Annotated in this window: 11 protein-coding genes and 1 pseudogene; 2 read left to right on the top strand and 10 right to left on the bottom strand. The window is 66.7% G+C overall.

Annotated elements, in window-relative coordinates:
• Position 1: 1 nt before the first annotated feature.
• Positions 2-1,301 (top strand): annotated as a pseudogene (locus tag AC07XB_RS09715) (bifunctional aspartate transaminase/aspartate 4-decarboxylase); the annotation flags it as partial.
• A gap of 118 nt (positions 1,302-1,419) precedes the next feature.
• Positions 1,420-2,928 carry a cardiolipin synthase gene (cls, locus tag AC07XB_RS09720; protein WP_492829006.1) on the top strand — a complete coding sequence of 503 codons (1,509 nt, stop codon included), beginning with the start codon at positions 1,420-1,422 and terminating at the stop codon, positions 2,926-2,928.
• A gap of 825 nt (positions 2,929-3,753) precedes the next feature.
• Here the strand turns inward: cls and hutG are convergent.
• The 10 genes from hutG to AC07XB_RS09770 all read right to left on the bottom strand — a co-directional run bounded on the left by hutG (position 3,754) and on the right by AC07XB_RS09770 (position 15,042).
• Positions 3,754-4,569 carry an N-formylglutamate deformylase gene (gene hutG / locus AC07XB_RS09725; protein ID WP_492829008.1) on the bottom strand — a complete coding sequence of 272 codons (816 nt, stop codon included), beginning with the start codon at positions 4,567-4,569 and terminating at the stop codon, positions 3,754-3,756.
• Between the two features lie 100 nt (positions 4,570-4,669).
• The gene (locus AC07XB_RS09730) at positions 4,670-6,070 is read right to left on the bottom strand and encodes a formimidoylglutamate deiminase (RefSeq protein WP_492373072.1); all 1,401 of its coding nucleotides are present in this window, start codon (positions 6,068-6,070) and stop codon (positions 4,670-4,672) included.
• The gene (hutI, locus tag AC07XB_RS09735) at positions 6,067-7,359 is read right to left on the bottom strand and encodes an imidazolonepropionase (protein ID WP_492829010.1); all 1,293 of its coding nucleotides are present in this window, start codon (positions 7,357-7,359) and stop codon (positions 6,067-6,069) included. Before hutI ends, AC07XB_RS09730 begins: the two co-directional genes overlap by 4 nt.
• Positions 7,356-7,967, bottom strand: a complete 612-nt coding sequence (locus tag AC07XB_RS09740) for a HutD/Ves family protein (RefSeq protein WP_492829012.1) — start codon at positions 7,965-7,967, stop codon at positions 7,356-7,358. The genes hutI and AC07XB_RS09740 overlap by 4 nt, the downstream gene beginning before the upstream one ends.
• Positions 7,964-9,685 carry a urocanate hydratase gene (gene hutU / locus AC07XB_RS09745; RefSeq protein WP_492829014.1) on the bottom strand — a complete coding sequence of 574 codons (1,722 nt, stop codon included), beginning with the start codon at positions 9,683-9,685 and terminating at the stop codon, positions 7,964-7,966. The genes AC07XB_RS09740 and hutU overlap by 4 nt, the downstream gene beginning before the upstream one ends.
• 277 nt (positions 9,686-9,962) lie before the next feature.
• A complete protein-coding gene (gene hutH, locus AC07XB_RS09750; RefSeq protein WP_492373076.1) occupies positions 9,963-11,543 on the bottom strand; it encodes a histidine ammonia-lyase in 1,581 nt (526 codons plus the stop codon).
• 76 nt (positions 11,544-11,619) lie between these two features.
• Entirely contained in the window at positions 11,620-12,393 is a 774-nt protein-coding gene (gene hutC / locus AC07XB_RS09755; protein ID WP_492373077.1) for a histidine utilization transcriptional repressor HutC, read from the bottom strand.
• A gap of 15 nt (positions 12,394-12,408) precedes the next feature.
• Positions 12,409-13,188 carry an ABC transporter ATP-binding protein gene (locus tag AC07XB_RS09760; protein WP_183036756.1) on the bottom strand — a complete coding sequence of 260 codons (780 nt, stop codon included), beginning with the start codon at positions 13,186-13,188 and terminating at the stop codon, positions 12,409-12,411.
• Entirely contained in the window at positions 13,185-14,057 is an 873-nt protein-coding gene (locus tag AC07XB_RS09765; RefSeq protein WP_492373078.1) for an ABC transporter permease, read from the bottom strand. The genes AC07XB_RS09760 and AC07XB_RS09765 overlap by 4 nt, the downstream gene beginning before the upstream one ends.
• A gap of 13 nt (positions 14,058-14,070) precedes the next feature.
• Positions 14,071-15,042: an ABC transporter substrate-binding protein gene (locus AC07XB_RS09770; RefSeq protein WP_492807926.1), complete on the bottom strand. Its 972-nt coding sequence runs from the start codon at positions 15,040-15,042 to the stop codon at positions 14,071-14,073.
• Positions 15,043-15,114 lie beyond the last annotated feature (72 nt).

Raw genomic sequence — 15,114 nt, forward strand, 5'->3', positions numbered from 1 at the left:
CATGCGCGACCAGCTCGGCCTGGACGCGGGAGATTTCCTGTACGAGATGTGCGAAGGCATCCTGGCCTGCAACTACCCGGTGCCGGACCGCATGCTCAAGCTGTCCGAGAAGATCGTCGCGCAGTACATCCGCAAGGAGATGATCGGCAACCACCCGTTCACCGGCAAGTTCGACCTGTTCGCGGTGGAGGGCGGCACCGCCGCGATGACGTACCTGTTCAACACCATCCGCGAGAACCACCTGCTCAAGGCCGGCGACACCATCGCGCTCGGCATGCCGATCTTCACGCCGTATATCGAGATCCCGGAGCTCAACGACTATGAGCTGGTGGAACTGTCGATCGACGCGGACCCGAACCAGCGCTGGCAATACGCCAACAAGGAGCTCGACAAGCTGCGCGACCCCAAGGTCAAGGCGTTCTTCCTGGTGAACCCGAGCGACCCGCCGTCGGTGCGCATGAGCGACGAGAGCCTGGAGTACCTGGCCTCGATCGTGGAAGAGCGGCCGGACCTGATCATCCTGACCGACGATGTGTATGGCACCTTTGCCGACAACTTCGTCTCGCTGTTCGCGATGTGCCCCAAAAACACCATCCTGGTGTACTCGTTCTCCAAGTACTTTGGCGCAACAGGCTGGCGCCTCGGCGTCATCGCCACGCACCAGGACAACGTCTTCGACGCGCTGATCGCCAAGCTGCCCAAGCCCCAGCACGACGGCCTGCACAAGCGCTACAACTCCATCACCACCGAGCCGGACAAGCTCAAGTTCATCGACCGCCTGGTCGCCGACAGCCGCACCGTGGCACTGAACCACACGGCCGGGCTGTCCACGCCGCAGCAGGTGCAGATGGTGCTGTTCTCGCTGTTCTCGCTGATGGACACGCATGACGAGTACAAGGCCGCGATGAAGCGCCTGATCCGCAACCGCAAGGCCGCGTTGTACCGCGAGATCGGCATTGCGCCGGACAACGATGACCCCAATGCCGTGGACTACTACACGCTGCTCGACATCGAGCAGCTCGGCGGCAAGGCCATCGGCCCGGACTTCGTCAAATGGGTGCTCAACTCCGCCGAGCCGGTGGAGCTGCTGTTCCGCCTCGCCGAGGCAGCGGGTGTGGTGCTGCTTGCCGGGCCGCGGCTTTGGCACGCGCCATCCCTCCGGCCGCGTGTCGCTGGCCAACCTCAATGAATCGGACTACGTGAAGATCGGCCGTTCGATCCGCAAGCTGTTCGAGGAGTACGTGGAGCGGTACAACAAGGCCACGGGCAGCAAGGCGCGCAAGGACGTGACGAAGAAGTAAGCCATAGGCTGTGTCAGGCGGATGCCGGCATGGTCCGGCATCCGCCTGACACACGCTCCAACGCACGGCTCTGGTATGGTGGGCGGTCCGCCCTACCAGAGCCGAGCCGCCGAGCCGCATGTCCCCTTCCCTTCTAGATACCTTCCTGCCTGCGCCTTGGGTCGCCTCGCTGCAAGGCGCCATGCCGGTGGGCTTTTCCTGGTGGTGGCCCTCGCTGTTCACACTGGCGGAATGGGCGATCCGCCTGGCCATGCTGGTCTACGTGCCACAGCGCCGTGCCCCGGCGGCTGCGCGCACCTGGCTGCTGCTGATCTTCTTCCTGCCATGGCTGGGGCTGGTGCTCTATGCGCTGTTCGGCCGCATCTACTATCCCAAGTCGCGCCGGCTCAAGCTGGCCCGCATCAACCAAGGCATCGCAAGCGTGCGTGACCGGGTGGCACGCTTCGCGCCATTGCAGCCGCTGCCCGCCGCCGTTGCCGCCGATGCGGCCGGCCTGATCGAGCGGCTCGGCTCCTACTCGCCGATGCGCGGCAATGCCGTGGCGCTGCTCGACGACTATGACGCGACGGTGGCCGCGATGATTGCCGATATCGACGGTGCCAGGCACCAGGTCCATCTGCTGGTCTATATCTACGCCGCCGACGCAACCGGCCGCGCCTTTACCGACGCCCTGCTGCGGGCCAGCGCGCGGGGCGTGCGCTGCCGCCTGCTGGTGGATGCGCTGGGCGCGCGCGCGGGCTGGCGCATGTTTGCCGATACGCTGCGCGACGGCGGCGTGGAGGTGGTGCAGGCCCTGCCCATGCGCTCGCTGATGGCGGTGCTCAAAGGCAAGAGCGCGCGCTTCGACCTGCGCAATCACCGCAAGATCCTGGTGGTGGATGGCAGCATTGGCTACATCGGCTCGCAAAACGTGATCGATGCCGAGTCGATGCCCGGACTGCCCAATGAAGAACTGGTGGCGCGCGTGACCGGGCCAGTGGTGGCGGAGCTGCAAGCGGTCTTCCTGGCCGACCGCTACCTGGAAACCGGCGACGGCAACTTCGGCCTCGACAGCTTCCCGCCCATGGAGGCGCAAGGCCCGCACATCGCGCAGATGCTGCCCAGCGGCCCTGGCTACGGCACGCAGAACGCGCAGATGGCGCTGATCAGCATGATCCACCGCGCGCGCAGCGAAGTGGTCATCACCACGCCCTACTTCGTGCCGGATGAAGCGTTCCTGCAAGCGCTGCACCTGGCCTGCTACCGTGGCGTGGCGGTGCACCTGGTGCTGTCGCAACGGATCGACCAGCGCTTCACGCAGGCCGCGCAGGAGGCTTACTTCGGCGTGCTGCTGGACTCCGGGGTGCAGATCCACTTGTACCGCCCCGCCTTCCTGCATGCCAAGCACGTCACCATTGACGATGAAGTTGCCATGGTGGGATCGACCAATATGGATATCCGGTCGTTCGCGCTCAATGCAGAGGCCGCGCTGGTGATCTATGACCGTGATGTGGTGGCGCGCATGCGGCGGATCCAGCAGCGGTATCTGGCCAATAGTGAGACGGTGGTGCGGGCGGTTTGGCAGCGGCGGCCGCTGCATACGCGGACCTGGCAGAATCTTTGCCGGTTGGCGGATTCGTTGCTGTAGGTGTGGGAACGCGGCCGGTGGCCCCGCTGACGCGGGGGGCGTCTCTAGTGGGCGGGGTTTTACTGCTTCTAGCTGCTGTCGCGGCTGTGCGGTGTTGGCCGTTTTGGAACGTGTGAGATGTCACTTTTCTTTACTCGTAAAGAAAAGTAACCAAAAGAAAGCGATCCTTGCAGGAGGCTGGCGTGGCGTCATTGGGAACCCCAATGGTTTCGTCGTACGGCCCCGGGTGCTAACGGACTCGTGCCGTTACCGGTTCAGAGCACCACGACCCAGCCAATGCCCAGGGATTCGTGGTGGTCCCCCCGGTAGCGGCCACCACGAGCTTCAAGCCGTCTGTCGCTCGCGGAGTGACTCGCCACGAAGTTGCAAGCGTTCCGTTTTCGTCGTGGGCGCGGTGGCACCGGAATGAAAGACCGAGGAATTCTTCCACCGCGCCCACCCCACCACGAAACCATCGTAGCGTGATATATCGTGGCACTTCGAACCGGTACCGGCAGATGCGTGAATGAGCAGGGATGCCGCTACCGAGCAGCCTCACCACGAAACCAGCGCCATCCGCAGGATCGTGGCCATTCAAATCGGTACCGCCATGAGGCTATTAAAACCCGGGGCCTGACGACGAAACTACCGGGCTACGCAACCCCGACAAGCCAGCCTCCTGCAAGGATCGCTTTCTCTTGGTTACTTCTCTTTACGAGTAAAGAGAAGTGACATCTCACACGTTCCAAATCGGCCAACACCGCACAGCCGCGCCAGCAGCTAGAAGCAGTAAAACCCCGCCCACAAAGGCACAAAGCCACCCGAGCGTCAGCGGGGCCAGCAACCTTAACGCGCCTCCACGTACCCCAACACCGTCTCCAGCATCATCTTCAGCGTAGGCTGGATCCGCGTAGCCCGCGCTTCGTCATAGGCGAAAGGATAGCTCTCGCTCATATAAGCCGACTGCGTCAACTCCAGCTGCACGGCTTGCACACCTTGCGCCGGCGCCCCGTACTGCCGCGTGATATAGCCGCCCTTGAAGCGCCCATTAAGCACCGACGTATAGCCAGGCAACGCGCCAGCGATATCCAGCAGCTGGTTGGCCAGCGCGGCGTCGCAGCTGGCACCATTGGCGGTGCCCAGGTTGAAGTCGGTCAGCTTGCCCTCGAAAAAGCGCGGCAGCACCGAGCGGATCGAATGCGCGTCCCACAGCGCCACCGTGCCATGCTCGGCGCGCAAGCGGGCCAGTTCTTCAGCGAGCGCGCCGTGGTACGGGCGCCAGATGGCGTCGCGGCGCGCGGCGATTTCATCGTCGGCGGGCAGGCCGCTGGCGTCGGCGTAGATCGGCGTCTTGTCGAAGGTATCGACCGGGCACAGGCCGGTGGTGTCCTGGCCGGGGTAGAGATTGGCGTTGTCGGGCGGGCGGTTCAGGTCCACCACGTAGCGCGAGTGGGTGGCCACCAGGATGGAGGCGCCGAGCTCGCGCGCGAAATCGTACAGGCGCTCCAGGTGCCAGTCGGTATCGGGCACGGTGCGTGCCTCGGCGGTCAGCCGGTCGGACACGGAGGCCGGCAGGTGGGTGCCGACGTGCGGCATCGACACCAGCATCGGGCGCGTGCCGCAATGCAGGGTGAAAGCGGGGGTATCGGTCGAGAAGGCCATGTTTTCTTGTTTGCTACTTTGCAACATAAAGGCGCAGTGCTCATCAATACGGGCCTGAAGCTTGTAGCATCAAGCTTCAGGCCGCGTGGTGCGCCGGGTTTTAGTCAGTCAGCAGGCTGGCGCGCGCAGCGGCAAAGCGCTTGCCAGCGTCAGCCTGCAAGGCGTGCATACCATGCTGCACGCGCGTGCGGCCCGCCGTGCGGACTTCCGCTAGTGTCTCATGCCCATGGTTGGTGAACACATGGACCGCCAGCGCCTGGCTGCCCGACAAACCTGAGAGCGCGGGATGCGCCCCGTCCAGCACGACGAAATCCGCCTGCTGCCCGACGGCAATCGCGCCGATATCCCGGCCCGACGCACGCGCGCCACCAAAGGCGGCATCAAGGTAAAGGCGGTCCGCCACCTGCTTGTGCGCGTCCGAAGCCAGCACGTTGCGCTTTTGCAGCGCCAGCCGCTGGCCGTACTCGAACAGCCGCAGCTCTTCCACCACGCTGACGCTGGCGTGGCTGTCCGAGCCGATGCCCCAGACACCGCCCTGCCCCAGGTAGGGCGCGGCATCGAATACCCCATCGCCCAGGTTGGCCTCGGTGGTCGGACAGATGCCGGCCACCGCGCCGCTGTGCGCCAGCCGCCGCCGTTCGTCCCAGTCCAGGTGCGTGGCGTGCACCAGGCACCAGCGCGCATCCACCTCGGCATGGTCGAGCAGCCATGCCACCGGGCGTGTGCCCGTGAGCGTGATGCACTCGTCGACCTCGCGCTGCTGCTCGGCGATATGGATGTGCACCGGCGCTGTTGCATCCAGCGCGTGCAGGCCCGCCACGGCGTCGGCAAGACTCTGCGGCGGCACCGCGCGCAGCGAGTGCGGGGCAAGTCCCAGGCGAGCCTGGCCATGGCATTGCGGGGCCAGCCGGCCGAGCAAGGCGAGCATGGCGTGCGTCTCATGCAGGAAGCGGCGCTGATCCGGCACCGCGGGCTTGTCGCCGAAGCCGGCCGTCTGGTACAGCACCGGCAGCAGCGTGATGCCGATGCCAGCGGTCCGCGCGGCGCGCAGCAGGCGCAGCGACATCTCGGCAGGGTCGGCGTAAGGCTTGCCGTGCGTGTCGTGATGCACGTAGTGGAATTCGCAAACGCTGGTGTAGCCTGCGCGCAGCATCTCGATATAGAGCTGCGTGGCGATGGCTTCCAGCGTATCGGGCGAAAGCCGCAGCGCGAAGCGGTACATCAGCTTGCGCCAGCTCCAGAAGGAGTCGCTCTCCTGGCCGTCGGCCAGCGTCTCGCTGCGGAACTCGGTCAGCCCGGCAAAGCCGCGCTGGAACGCGTGCGAATGCAGATTGGGCATGCCCGGCAACAGCGGCCCGGCGGCGCGCGGCACGTCCACGGCGGGTTTCGCGCCGGCCTGTACCGTCGTGAATGCGCCGGCGTCGTCCCAGGCCAGCAGTACATCGCTGGCCCAGCCCGTGGGCAGCAAGGCCTGCGCGGCAAACAGGCTTCCGGCGTTCATGGCCGTACTCCTTGCGCTGGCGTGGCGGCGGGATAGACCTTGCCCTGGCGCACCACGGCGGCGGCGGGATTGCGCCCGAACCAGTAGGCCAGCTCGGCCGGCGAATCGACATTCCACAGCACGAAATCGGCGGCGCGCCCGGCGGCCAGCAAGCCGTGCCGGTCGGATGCGCCCAGCGCGCGCGCGGCGTGCGTGGTGACGCCTGCCAGCACTTCGGGCACGGTCAGCCTGAACAGGGTGCACGCCATATTCATCATCAGCAGCAGCGAAGTGACGGGCGACGTACCGGGATTGTGATCGGTGGAGATCGCCATCGGCACGCCATGCCGGCGCAGCAGGTCGATCGGCGGCAGGTTGGTGTCACGCAGGAAATAATAGGCGCCCGGCAGCAGGACCGCCACCGTGCCCGACCCGGCCATGGCAACGACGCCGGCCTCATCGAGATGTTCCAGGTGATCGGCCGACAGCGCGCGGTAACGCGCCGCCAGCGCGGTGCCACCCAGGTTGCTGAGTTGCTCGGCGTGCAGCTTGACGCGCAAGCCGTGGCGCTCGGCGGCCTGGAACACGCGCTCGGTCTGCGCCAGGCTGAAGCCCACGGATTCGCAGAAGGCGTCCACCGCGTCGATGAGGCCCTCTTCGGCCAGCGCGGGCATCATGGTTTCGCACACCAGCGTGATGTAGTCGTCGGCGCGGCCCGCGTATTCCGGCGGCAGCGCGTGCGCGCCGAGGAAGGTAGTATGCACCGTCACGCCGAAGGCCTCGCCCAGGCGGCGCGCCACGCGCAGCTGCTTGCGCTCGCTGGCGAGGTCCAGGCCGTAGCCGGACTTGATCTCCAGCGTGGTCACGCCTTCGGCCAGCAACGGCGCGAGACGCGCGGCGGCCAGCGCGAACAGCGTGTCTTCATCGGCCGCGCGGGTGGCGCGCACGGTGGAGACGATGCCGCCGCCAGCGCGCGCGATTTCCTCATAGCCTGCGCCGGCCAGGCGCATGGCGAATTCATCGGCGCGCTGCCCGCCGTACACAAGGTGGGTGTGGCAGTCGACCAGGCCCGGCGTGATCCAGGCGTTGCCCGCGTCATGGCGCGGCAGCGCTGCGTATGCCTGCGGCATCTCTGCCTGCGCGCCGAGCCACACGATGCGGCCTTGCTGCACGACCAGCGCGGCGTCACGGATAGCCTTGGCGGGATCCCCGTCGGGCAGCAGGTGGCAGCGATGCCAGATGCCGTCGGCGGACTTGGTAGATTCAGTGGACGAAGAGGTAACGGCGGCCTGCGCCGGGTTCAGGTTCATTGCGGGTTCTCCAACTCCAGTTCCAGGGTGACGCACAGGCAAAGCGCGGGCTCCGACATCGCCTGCAGGCGATATGGCACCGCTACGCCTTCGGCAAACAGCATGCCGTCGTCGCTGGCCAGCACGGCTTGCCCGCCCTGGCCGGCAACGCCGTGGCGCCATGCCCCCTCAACCACAAACAACACCACCACATGCGCGCCGGGCGCGATCGTGAATTCGTCGCGCGCCGCGACCACGCTCGCGCGGCACTGGCCGCGCCGCGTCATCACATTGAAGTCGCGCGTGGCGCCATCCAGCAGCGTGGCTTGCACGCCGCGCTCGCCGGCAAAGGCAAAGGGCTCGCCAACGGTATCGAGGCGATGATCGAAGCTGCCATCGTCAGCCAGCAGGCGTACGCCCTCGCCGTCCAGCAGCACGATCTGGCGATCGATGCCGGGAAAGGCGGAGAACGGCCCATTGGCGGCGATGTCGGCCACGCTCACGCGCCACAGGAATGCGTCCATGCCGGCGCCCGGCGGCCACGCCGCGATCTCGCGGGTGACGCCACCGCCGTTCTTCCAGGGCTGCGCGGCCAGCGCGCCGAGCGAGAAACGTTCGACGCCGTTCATGCGCCTGCCGCCTTCGGCACCATCGGCAGGTTCAGGCCCTTCTCGTGCGCGCAGTCGATCGCGCTTTGGTAGCCGGCATCGGCGTGGCGCATCACGCCGGTGGCCGGGTCGTTCCACAACACGCGTTCGATGCGCTTGGCCGCGGCGTCGGTGCCGTCGCAGACGATCACCACACCCGAATGCTGCGAGAAGCCCATGCCCACGCCGCCGCCGTGATGCAGGCTGACCCACGTGGCACCGCCCGCGGTGTTGAGCAGCGCGTTGAGCAGCGGCCAGTCGGACACCGCATCGGAGCCGTCGCGCATGGCCTCGGTCTCGCGGTTGGGGCTGGCAACCGAGCCGCAATCCAGGTGGTCGCGGCCGATCACGATCGGCGCCTTCAGCTCGCCGTTCTTCACCATCTCGTTGAAGGCCAGGCCCGCGCGGTGGCGCTCGTCCAGTCCCACCCAGCAGATGCGCGCGGGCAGGCCCTGGAAGGCGATGCGGTCGCGCGCCATGTCCAGCCAGCGGTGCAGGTGCGCGTCTTCGGGGAACAGCTCCTTCATCTTGGCATCGGTCTTGTAGATGTCCTCGGGGTCGCCCGATAGCGCAACCCAGCGGAACGGGCCCTTGCCTCGGCAAAACAGCGGGCGGATATACGCCGGCACAAACCCCGGGAAATCGAAGGCATTGGCCACGCCTTCGTCAAAGGCGACCTGACGGATGTTGTTGCCGTAGTCCAGCGTGGGCACGCCCATCTGCTGGAAGGCCAGCATGGCCTGCACGTGCTTGACGATGGAAGTCTTGGCAGCGGCCTCGACCGATTTGGGATCGGTCGTGCGCGCGGCTTCCCATTGCCCGACGGTCCAGCCCGCCGGCAGGTAGCCGTTGATCAGGTCGTGCGCCGAGGTCTGGTCGGTGACGATGTCCGGGCGCATGCCGCCGGCCTGCGCGCGTTTGACTAGCTCCGGCATGATCTCGGCAGCGTTGCCGAGCAGGCCGACGGAGATGGCCTGCTTGTTGCGCGTGGCTTCTTCGATCATGGCCAGCGCTTCGTCGATGCTGGTGGCCTTCTTGTCGACATAGCGCGTGCGCAGGCGGAAGTCGATGCGCGACTCCTGGCACTCGATCGCCAGCACGCATGCGCCGGCCAGCACGCCGGCCAGCGTCTGCGCGCCGCCCATGCCGCCGAGGCCGGCGGTGAGGATCCACTTGCCGGTGAGATCGTTGTTGTAGTGCTGGCGGCCGGCTTCGACAAAGGTTTCGAAGGTGCCCTGCACGATGCCCTGCGTGCCGATATAGATCCACGAGCCGGCAGTCATCTGGCCATACATCATCAGGCCGGCGCGGTCCAGCTCGTTGAACTTGTCCCAGGTGGCCCAGTGCGGCACCAGGTTGGAGTTGGCAATCAGCACGCGCGGCGCGTCGGCATGGGTGCGGAACACACCCACCGGCTTGCCGGATTGCACCAGCAGCGATTCTTCCTCGCCCAGGTTGCGCAGGCTGTCGAGGATGGCGTCGAAGCACTCCCAGTTGCGCGCCGCCTTGCCAATGCCGCCGTACACCACCAGGTCCTGCGGGCGCTCGGCCACATCGGGATCCAGGTTGTTCTGGAGCATGCGGTAAGCGGCTTCGATCAGCCAGTTCTTGCAGTGCAGCTCGGTGCCGCGCGGCGCGCGGATCTCGCGCTGGCCACGCAGGGGGGCCGCTTTGGTGAATTGGTGTTCGTTGGCGTTCATGTCTGGTTCTCCTGCGTGTTGGGTTCAACCCTGCGCTGCGGTGATTTGTGGGGCGTCGCATTCGGGGGCGCCCGCCCTCTCCCCCAGCCCCTCTCCCACAAGCGGGAGAGGGGCGCAACCCGGCGGCATTGGCCGAAGCCGGCACGATGCGCCAAAGCCATCTGGAATGACGACGGTTGTCGCTCCCTCTCCCCTCACGGGGAGAGGGTTGGGGAGAGGGGCGGTTTGGCTAGGAGCCACTTGAAGCGAAGCCAATTGTTTTCTTCGGCACGGCGGCTTACGCCACGCCCACCTGCGACGGCAGCACCTGCCGCACCGACTCGGGCCAGCCCGCACCCGCGTCACCCTGCTGCACCCACTGCTTCATTGCCTCGATATCCGGTGCGAAGTAGCGGTCGCCTTCCACAAAGGCCACGCGCTCGCGGATGCGTGCGATCTCGGTCTCGATCAGCGGCGAGGATTCCAGCGGGCGGTGGAACTCGATGCCCTGCGCGGCGGCCATGGCTTCGATGCCGACCACCACGGCGGTGTTCTCCGCCATATCGCCCAGGCGGCGCGCGCCGTAGGTGGCCATCGACACATGGTCCTCCTGGTTTGCCGACGTCGGCAAGCTGTCCACGCTGGCAGGATGCGCCAGCGACTTGTTCTCGGACGCCAGCGCGGCGGCAGTGACCTGCGCGATCATGAAGCCCGAATGCAGGCCACCGTCGCGCACCAGGAACGGTGGCAGGCCGGACAGGCCGGAATCGAGCAGCAGCGCGAGGCGGCGCTCGGAGATCGCGCCGATCTCGGCGATGGCCAGCGCGATGATGTCGGCGGCAAACGCCACCGGCTCGGCGTGGAAGTTGCCGCCCGAGATCACGTCGCCCTGCTCCGGGAACACCAGCGGATTGTCGGACGCGGCGTTGGCTTCGATCTGCAGCACGCGCGCGGCGTGCTGCAGGTTGTCCAGGCAGGCGCCCATCACCTGCGGCTGGCAGCGGATGGAGTACGGGTCCTGCACGCGCCCGCAGCTCACGTGCGAGTCCACGATCTTGCTTCCATCGAGCAGCGCGCGCACGGCGCCGGCCACGGCGATCTGCCCGGCCTGGCCGCGCGCGGCGTGGATGCGGGCGTCGAACGGCTTGACCGAGCCCTTGATGGCTTCTAGCGACAGCGCGCCCGCCACCAGCCCGGCAGCGAAGATGTCTTCGGCGGCAAACAGGCCCGCCAGCGCCAGCGCGGTGGAAACCTGCGTGCCGTTGAGCAGCGCCAATCCCTCCTTGGGGCCCAGCGTGAAGGGCGCCAGGCCCGCGTGGGCCAGCCCTTCGGCGGCCGGGCGGCGCACGCCGTCGATCATCACCTCGCCCACGCCGATCAGCGTGCACGACATATGCGCCAGCGGCGCGAGATCGCCCGACGCGCCCACCGAGCCCTTGGCCGGAATGCACGGCGTGACGCCCGAGTTGGCCAGCGCCAGCAGCGCCTCGATGATTTCGGGACGGATGCCGGAATGGCCGCGCGCTAGGCTCACGGCCTTGATCGCCAGGATCAGCCGCACGGTGTCGCTGTTCAGGTCCGCGCCGGTGCCCACGCTGTGCGACAACACCAGGTTGCGCTGCAGCTCCGCCAGCTTGTCATGCGGAATGCGCGTTTGCGCCAGCTTGCCGAAGCCGGTGTTGATGCCGTAGACCACGGCATCGGCGTCGATGATGTCCTGCACGGTGGCCTGGGACGCACGCACGCCAGCCCATGCGGATGCATCCATCACCAGGCTCACTTCGCCGCGATGGATGCGGCGCAGGTCGGCCAGCGTGACGGAGCCGGGCTGCAAGGTCAGCAGCGGGCGGGAAGTTTGGTTGGCTTGGGTGGCGCTCATTTGTATGTCCCTGTCTATACAGCCGGGTTCGTGCGTTGGCTGGTGGATCTGAAAAAACTAACGGCCCTTGGCTGGTTCAGCCGAAGGCCGGGTTGCCATCGGCGCGGAATCGGCTGCCTAGGCGGTAACGGTTGCCTGGGTGCAGGCAACGTACAAAGGTCACGGGGGTGCCGCCCGTCCAGGTGCGGCGGGTCAGCAGCAGGCACGGCTGGGTAGCCGGCATTTCCAGTTGGGTGGCTTGCTCCGCCGTGGCGGAGATGGCATCGACCACGTGCTCGATCTGATCATAGGGCACGTGGCGCAGCAGGTATTCGCCGGGCTTCACCGCATCGGCGGCGGCGAAATCCTGGTTGATAAAGTCCGGCGCGACGCGCGGGTTCACATAGCGGTCTTCGAGCTGCACCGGCACGCCGTCCTCGCGGTGCACGCACACGGAGTGGAACACCGATTCACCGGTGCGCAGATCCAGTGCGGCCGCAACCTCGATGGAGGCAGCCACGCGTTCCACCACCATGACGTCGCAAGCGTAGTCATGTCCGCGCATGCGGATCTCGTCCTGCAGGTTGACCACGTTGAGCAGCGTCGACTGCGGCTTGTGCTCCGCCACGAAGGTGCCCACGCCAGCCACGCGCACCACCCGGCCCTGCTCGGCCAGCTCGCGCAGCGCGCGGTTCACCGTCATGCGCGACACGCCGAAGCGGGTCACCAGTTCCTGCTCGGACGGCACGCGATCGCCAGGCTGCCACGCGCGGCTCTGGATATGGCGCGCGATGTACTCCTTCACCTGCTGGTAAAGCGCGGCGGGAGGGGAATCGGGAACACCCCGGCGGTTGGCGGTGGCAGCTTTCATGGCTTGGTTGGCAACTCAGTGCTCGGCGCTGGCCATGGCCTCGGCGCGGATTTCCTCGGTCAGTACCGCCTTGAGTTCCGAGAACGCCGGCGAGGTCTTGATCGTATAGTGGCGCGGATGCGGGAAGTCCACATCGATGGTGCGCTTGATGCGGCCAGGCCGCGCCGAGAACACCGCCACGCGGTTGGCCATGAAGATGGCTTCGTCGATGTCGTGCGTGACGAACAGCACCGTCTTGCGCGAGGCTTCCCAGATGCCCAGCAGCAGTTCCTGCATCAGCACGCGGGTCTGGTTGTCCAGCGCGCCGAAGGGCTCGTCCAGCAGCAGGATCTTGGGGTCGTTGGCCAGCGCCCGGGCAATGGCCGTGCGCTGCTGCATGCCGCCCGAGAGCTGCTTGGGGAAGTGATGCTCGAAGCCGCGCAGGCCCACGCGCTGGATAAAGAAGTCGCTGCGCTCGCGCTGGTCGGCCTCGCTCATGCCGCGCTCGCGCAGGCCAAAGCGCACATTCTGCTCGATGGTCAGCCACGGGAACAACGTGTACGACTGGAACACCATGCCGCGCTCCGCGCCCGGGCCGGTGACTTCCTGCCCGTCGAGCAGCACGCGCCCGGTGGTGGGCGTATCCAGCCCGGCGACGATGCGCAGCAGCGTGGACTTGCCGCAGCCCGAGGGGCCGAGGATGGTGACGAAGTCGTTGTCCGCCACTTCGAAATCGGTCGGCTGCAACGCCAGGGTCTGGCCTCCGCGCGGATTGACGAAGGTACGCGAGACCTGCTGAATGGACAGCGCGCTCATTTGATCGAACTCCACGGGAACAGGCGCTGGTTAGCCAGCTTGAAGGCCAGGTCGGAGACCAGGCCGATGCAACCGATCACGATGATGCCGAAGATGATCTGCCCGGTGTTGAGCAGCGCCTGGCTGTCGGTGATCATGTGGCCGATGCCGGAAGACGAGCCGATCAGCTCGGCCACGATCACATAGGTCCAGGCCCAGCCCAGCACCAGGCGCAGGATCTCGGCGATCTCCGGCGCGGCGCCCGGGATCAGCACGCGCCGCACGATGCCGCTGCTGTTGGCGCCCAGCGTGTAGGCCGCCTCCACCAGGTCGCGCCGCGCGCCGCCCACCGTCACCGCCACCATCAGCACGATCTGGAAGAACGAGCCGATAAAGATCACCAGCACCTTCTGCGCCTCGCCGATGCCGGCCCACAGGATCAGCAGCGGGATGAAGGCCGACGCGGGCAGGTAGCGGCAAAACGAGACGAAGGGCTCGAAGAATGCCTCCGCCGCCTTGTACGCGCCCATGAAGATGCCCAGCGGCACGGCCAGCGCGGCGGCCAGCACGAAGCCGCCCAGCACGCGCCATACCGTCATGCCGATGTCACCGATGAAGTTGTACTCGGTAAACAGCAGCACACCTTCATGGGCCATGGTCATCGGATCGGCCAGGAAGGTGCGTGGCACCATGCCGCCCAGGGTCACCGCCGCCCACACGGCAAAAAACGCCACGAAGAACGACAAGCCCAGGACCCAGCGCGCGCGCTGGGTGACCGGCGCCAGCGGCGCCAGCCAGGGGTGCCGGCGCGTGGCCGCCGGAGTCACCGCGGCGGGAGCGGGCGTTGTAGCCGCACCGGCGGCGGGCGAACCAATGTGAACCTGCGTCATGGCACCGACCTCGTTACTTGATGAAGCGCGCGTCGTACAGCGCGGTGACGTCCGGCACCTGGCGAATCACGCCGATCTCCAGCAGCACCTGCGCCGCTTCCTTGCTGAAGCTGGCCAGCTCTGCGCCGAAGAATTTGCGGTTGGCGTCACGATCCTGCCAGCGCAGGTAGGCTGATGACTTGGCGAACTGCTCGCCGCTTTGCTTGACCGCCGCGCCCATGATGTCGTTCGCCTTGGCCGGGTCCTGCTTGATCATGTCGAGCGCTTCGAAGTAGCTGTCCACCAGCGCTTGCGCGGCCTTGGGATTGTCCTTGAGCCACTTGGGCGCGCAGCCCAGCGTGTCCATCACCATCGGGTAGTCCAGCGTGGTGGCTAGGATCTTGCCCTTGTCCGGGTTCTGGCGCACCGACGACAGGTACGGTTCATACGTCATGGCAGCATCGTTCTGGCCCGAGACGAAGGCCTGCGCGGCGGCTTGCGGCGACAGCGTGGTGGTCTTCACATCCTTCAGGCTCATGCCGTTCTTCTTGAGCATCCAGGCCAGGCCGAAGTAAGGCGCGGTGCCTGGCGCGTCCACGCCGATGGTCTTGCCCTTGAGGTCGGCGAAGCCTTTGACGTCGCCGCGCACGGCCAGGCCGTCGGCGCCGTAGGACTTATCGAGCTGCACGATTTGGGTGATGGGCACGCCGTTGGCGTTCCAGGCCACATGGGTCTCGACCGTGGTGGCGGCGCACTGGATGGCGCCCGAGGCGAGTGCCAGGTGGCGGTCCTTCTGCGGAATCATCTTGATGTCGACGTCGACACCGTGCTTCTTGAAGATGCCGGCCTTGTCAGCCAGCGTCAGCGGCGCGAAGCCGGTCCAGCCGCTCATGCCCAGCGTGACCTGCGTGGCTTGCGCTTGCGCGGTGCCCGCGGTACCCAGCGTGGCGACGACTGCTGCAACGGCGACGGCTAGCGACTTACCGCTACGGATACGAAATCCCATCTTCCTGGCTCCTTTGGTGTGATGCGAACGGGGCCGCGCCAGCGTTGGCGGCGGCCGGACCGCCCGGCTCGG

It is taken from the genome of Cupriavidus sp. GW821-FHT02F09 (assembly GCF_059421605.1).

What these genes read in the sequence shown, in the direction of transcription:
- hutG (WP_492829008.1), bottom strand. Translation starts at nt 4,569, where the DNA reads ATGGCCTTCTCGACCGATACCCCCGCTTTCACCCTGCATTGCGGCACG.
- hutC (WP_492373077.1), bottom strand. Translation starts at nt 12,393, where the DNA reads ATGAAAGCTGCCACCGCCAACCGCCGGGGTGTTCCCGATTCCCCTCCC.
- AC07XB_RS09740 (WP_492829012.1), bottom strand. Translation starts at nt 7,967, where the DNA reads ATGAACGGCGTCGAACGTTTCTCGCTCGGCGCGCTGGCCGCGCAGCCC.
- cls (WP_492829006.1), top strand. Translation starts at nt 1,420, where the DNA reads ATGTCCCCTTCCCTTCTAGATACCTTCCTGCCTGCGCCTTGGGTCGCC.
- AC07XB_RS09765 (WP_492373078.1), bottom strand. Translation starts at nt 14,057, where the DNA reads ATGACGCAGGTTCACATTGGTTCGCCCGCCGCCGGTGCGGCTACAACG.
- AC07XB_RS09770 (WP_492807926.1), bottom strand. Translation starts at nt 15,042, where the DNA reads ATGGGATTTCGTATCCGTAGCGGTAAGTCGCTAGCCGTCGCCGTTGCA.
- hutI (WP_492829010.1), bottom strand. Translation starts at nt 7,359, where the DNA reads ATGAACCTGAACCCGGCGCAGGCCGCCGTTACCTCTTCGTCCACTGAA.
- hutU (WP_492829014.1), bottom strand. Translation starts at nt 9,685, where the DNA reads ATGAACGCCAACGAACACCAATTCACCAAAGCGGCCCCCCTGCGTGGC.
- AC07XB_RS09730 (WP_492373072.1), bottom strand. Translation starts at nt 6,070, where the DNA reads ATGAACGCCGGAAGCCTGTTTGCCGCGCAGGCCTTGCTGCCCACGGGC.
- hutH (WP_492373076.1), bottom strand. Translation starts at nt 11,543, where the DNA reads ATGAGCGCCACCCAAGCCAACCAAACTTCCCGCCCGCTGCTGACCTTG.
- AC07XB_RS09760 (WP_183036756.1), bottom strand. Translation starts at nt 13,188, where the DNA reads ATGAGCGCGCTGTCCATTCAGCAGGTCTCGCGTACCTTCGTCAATCCG.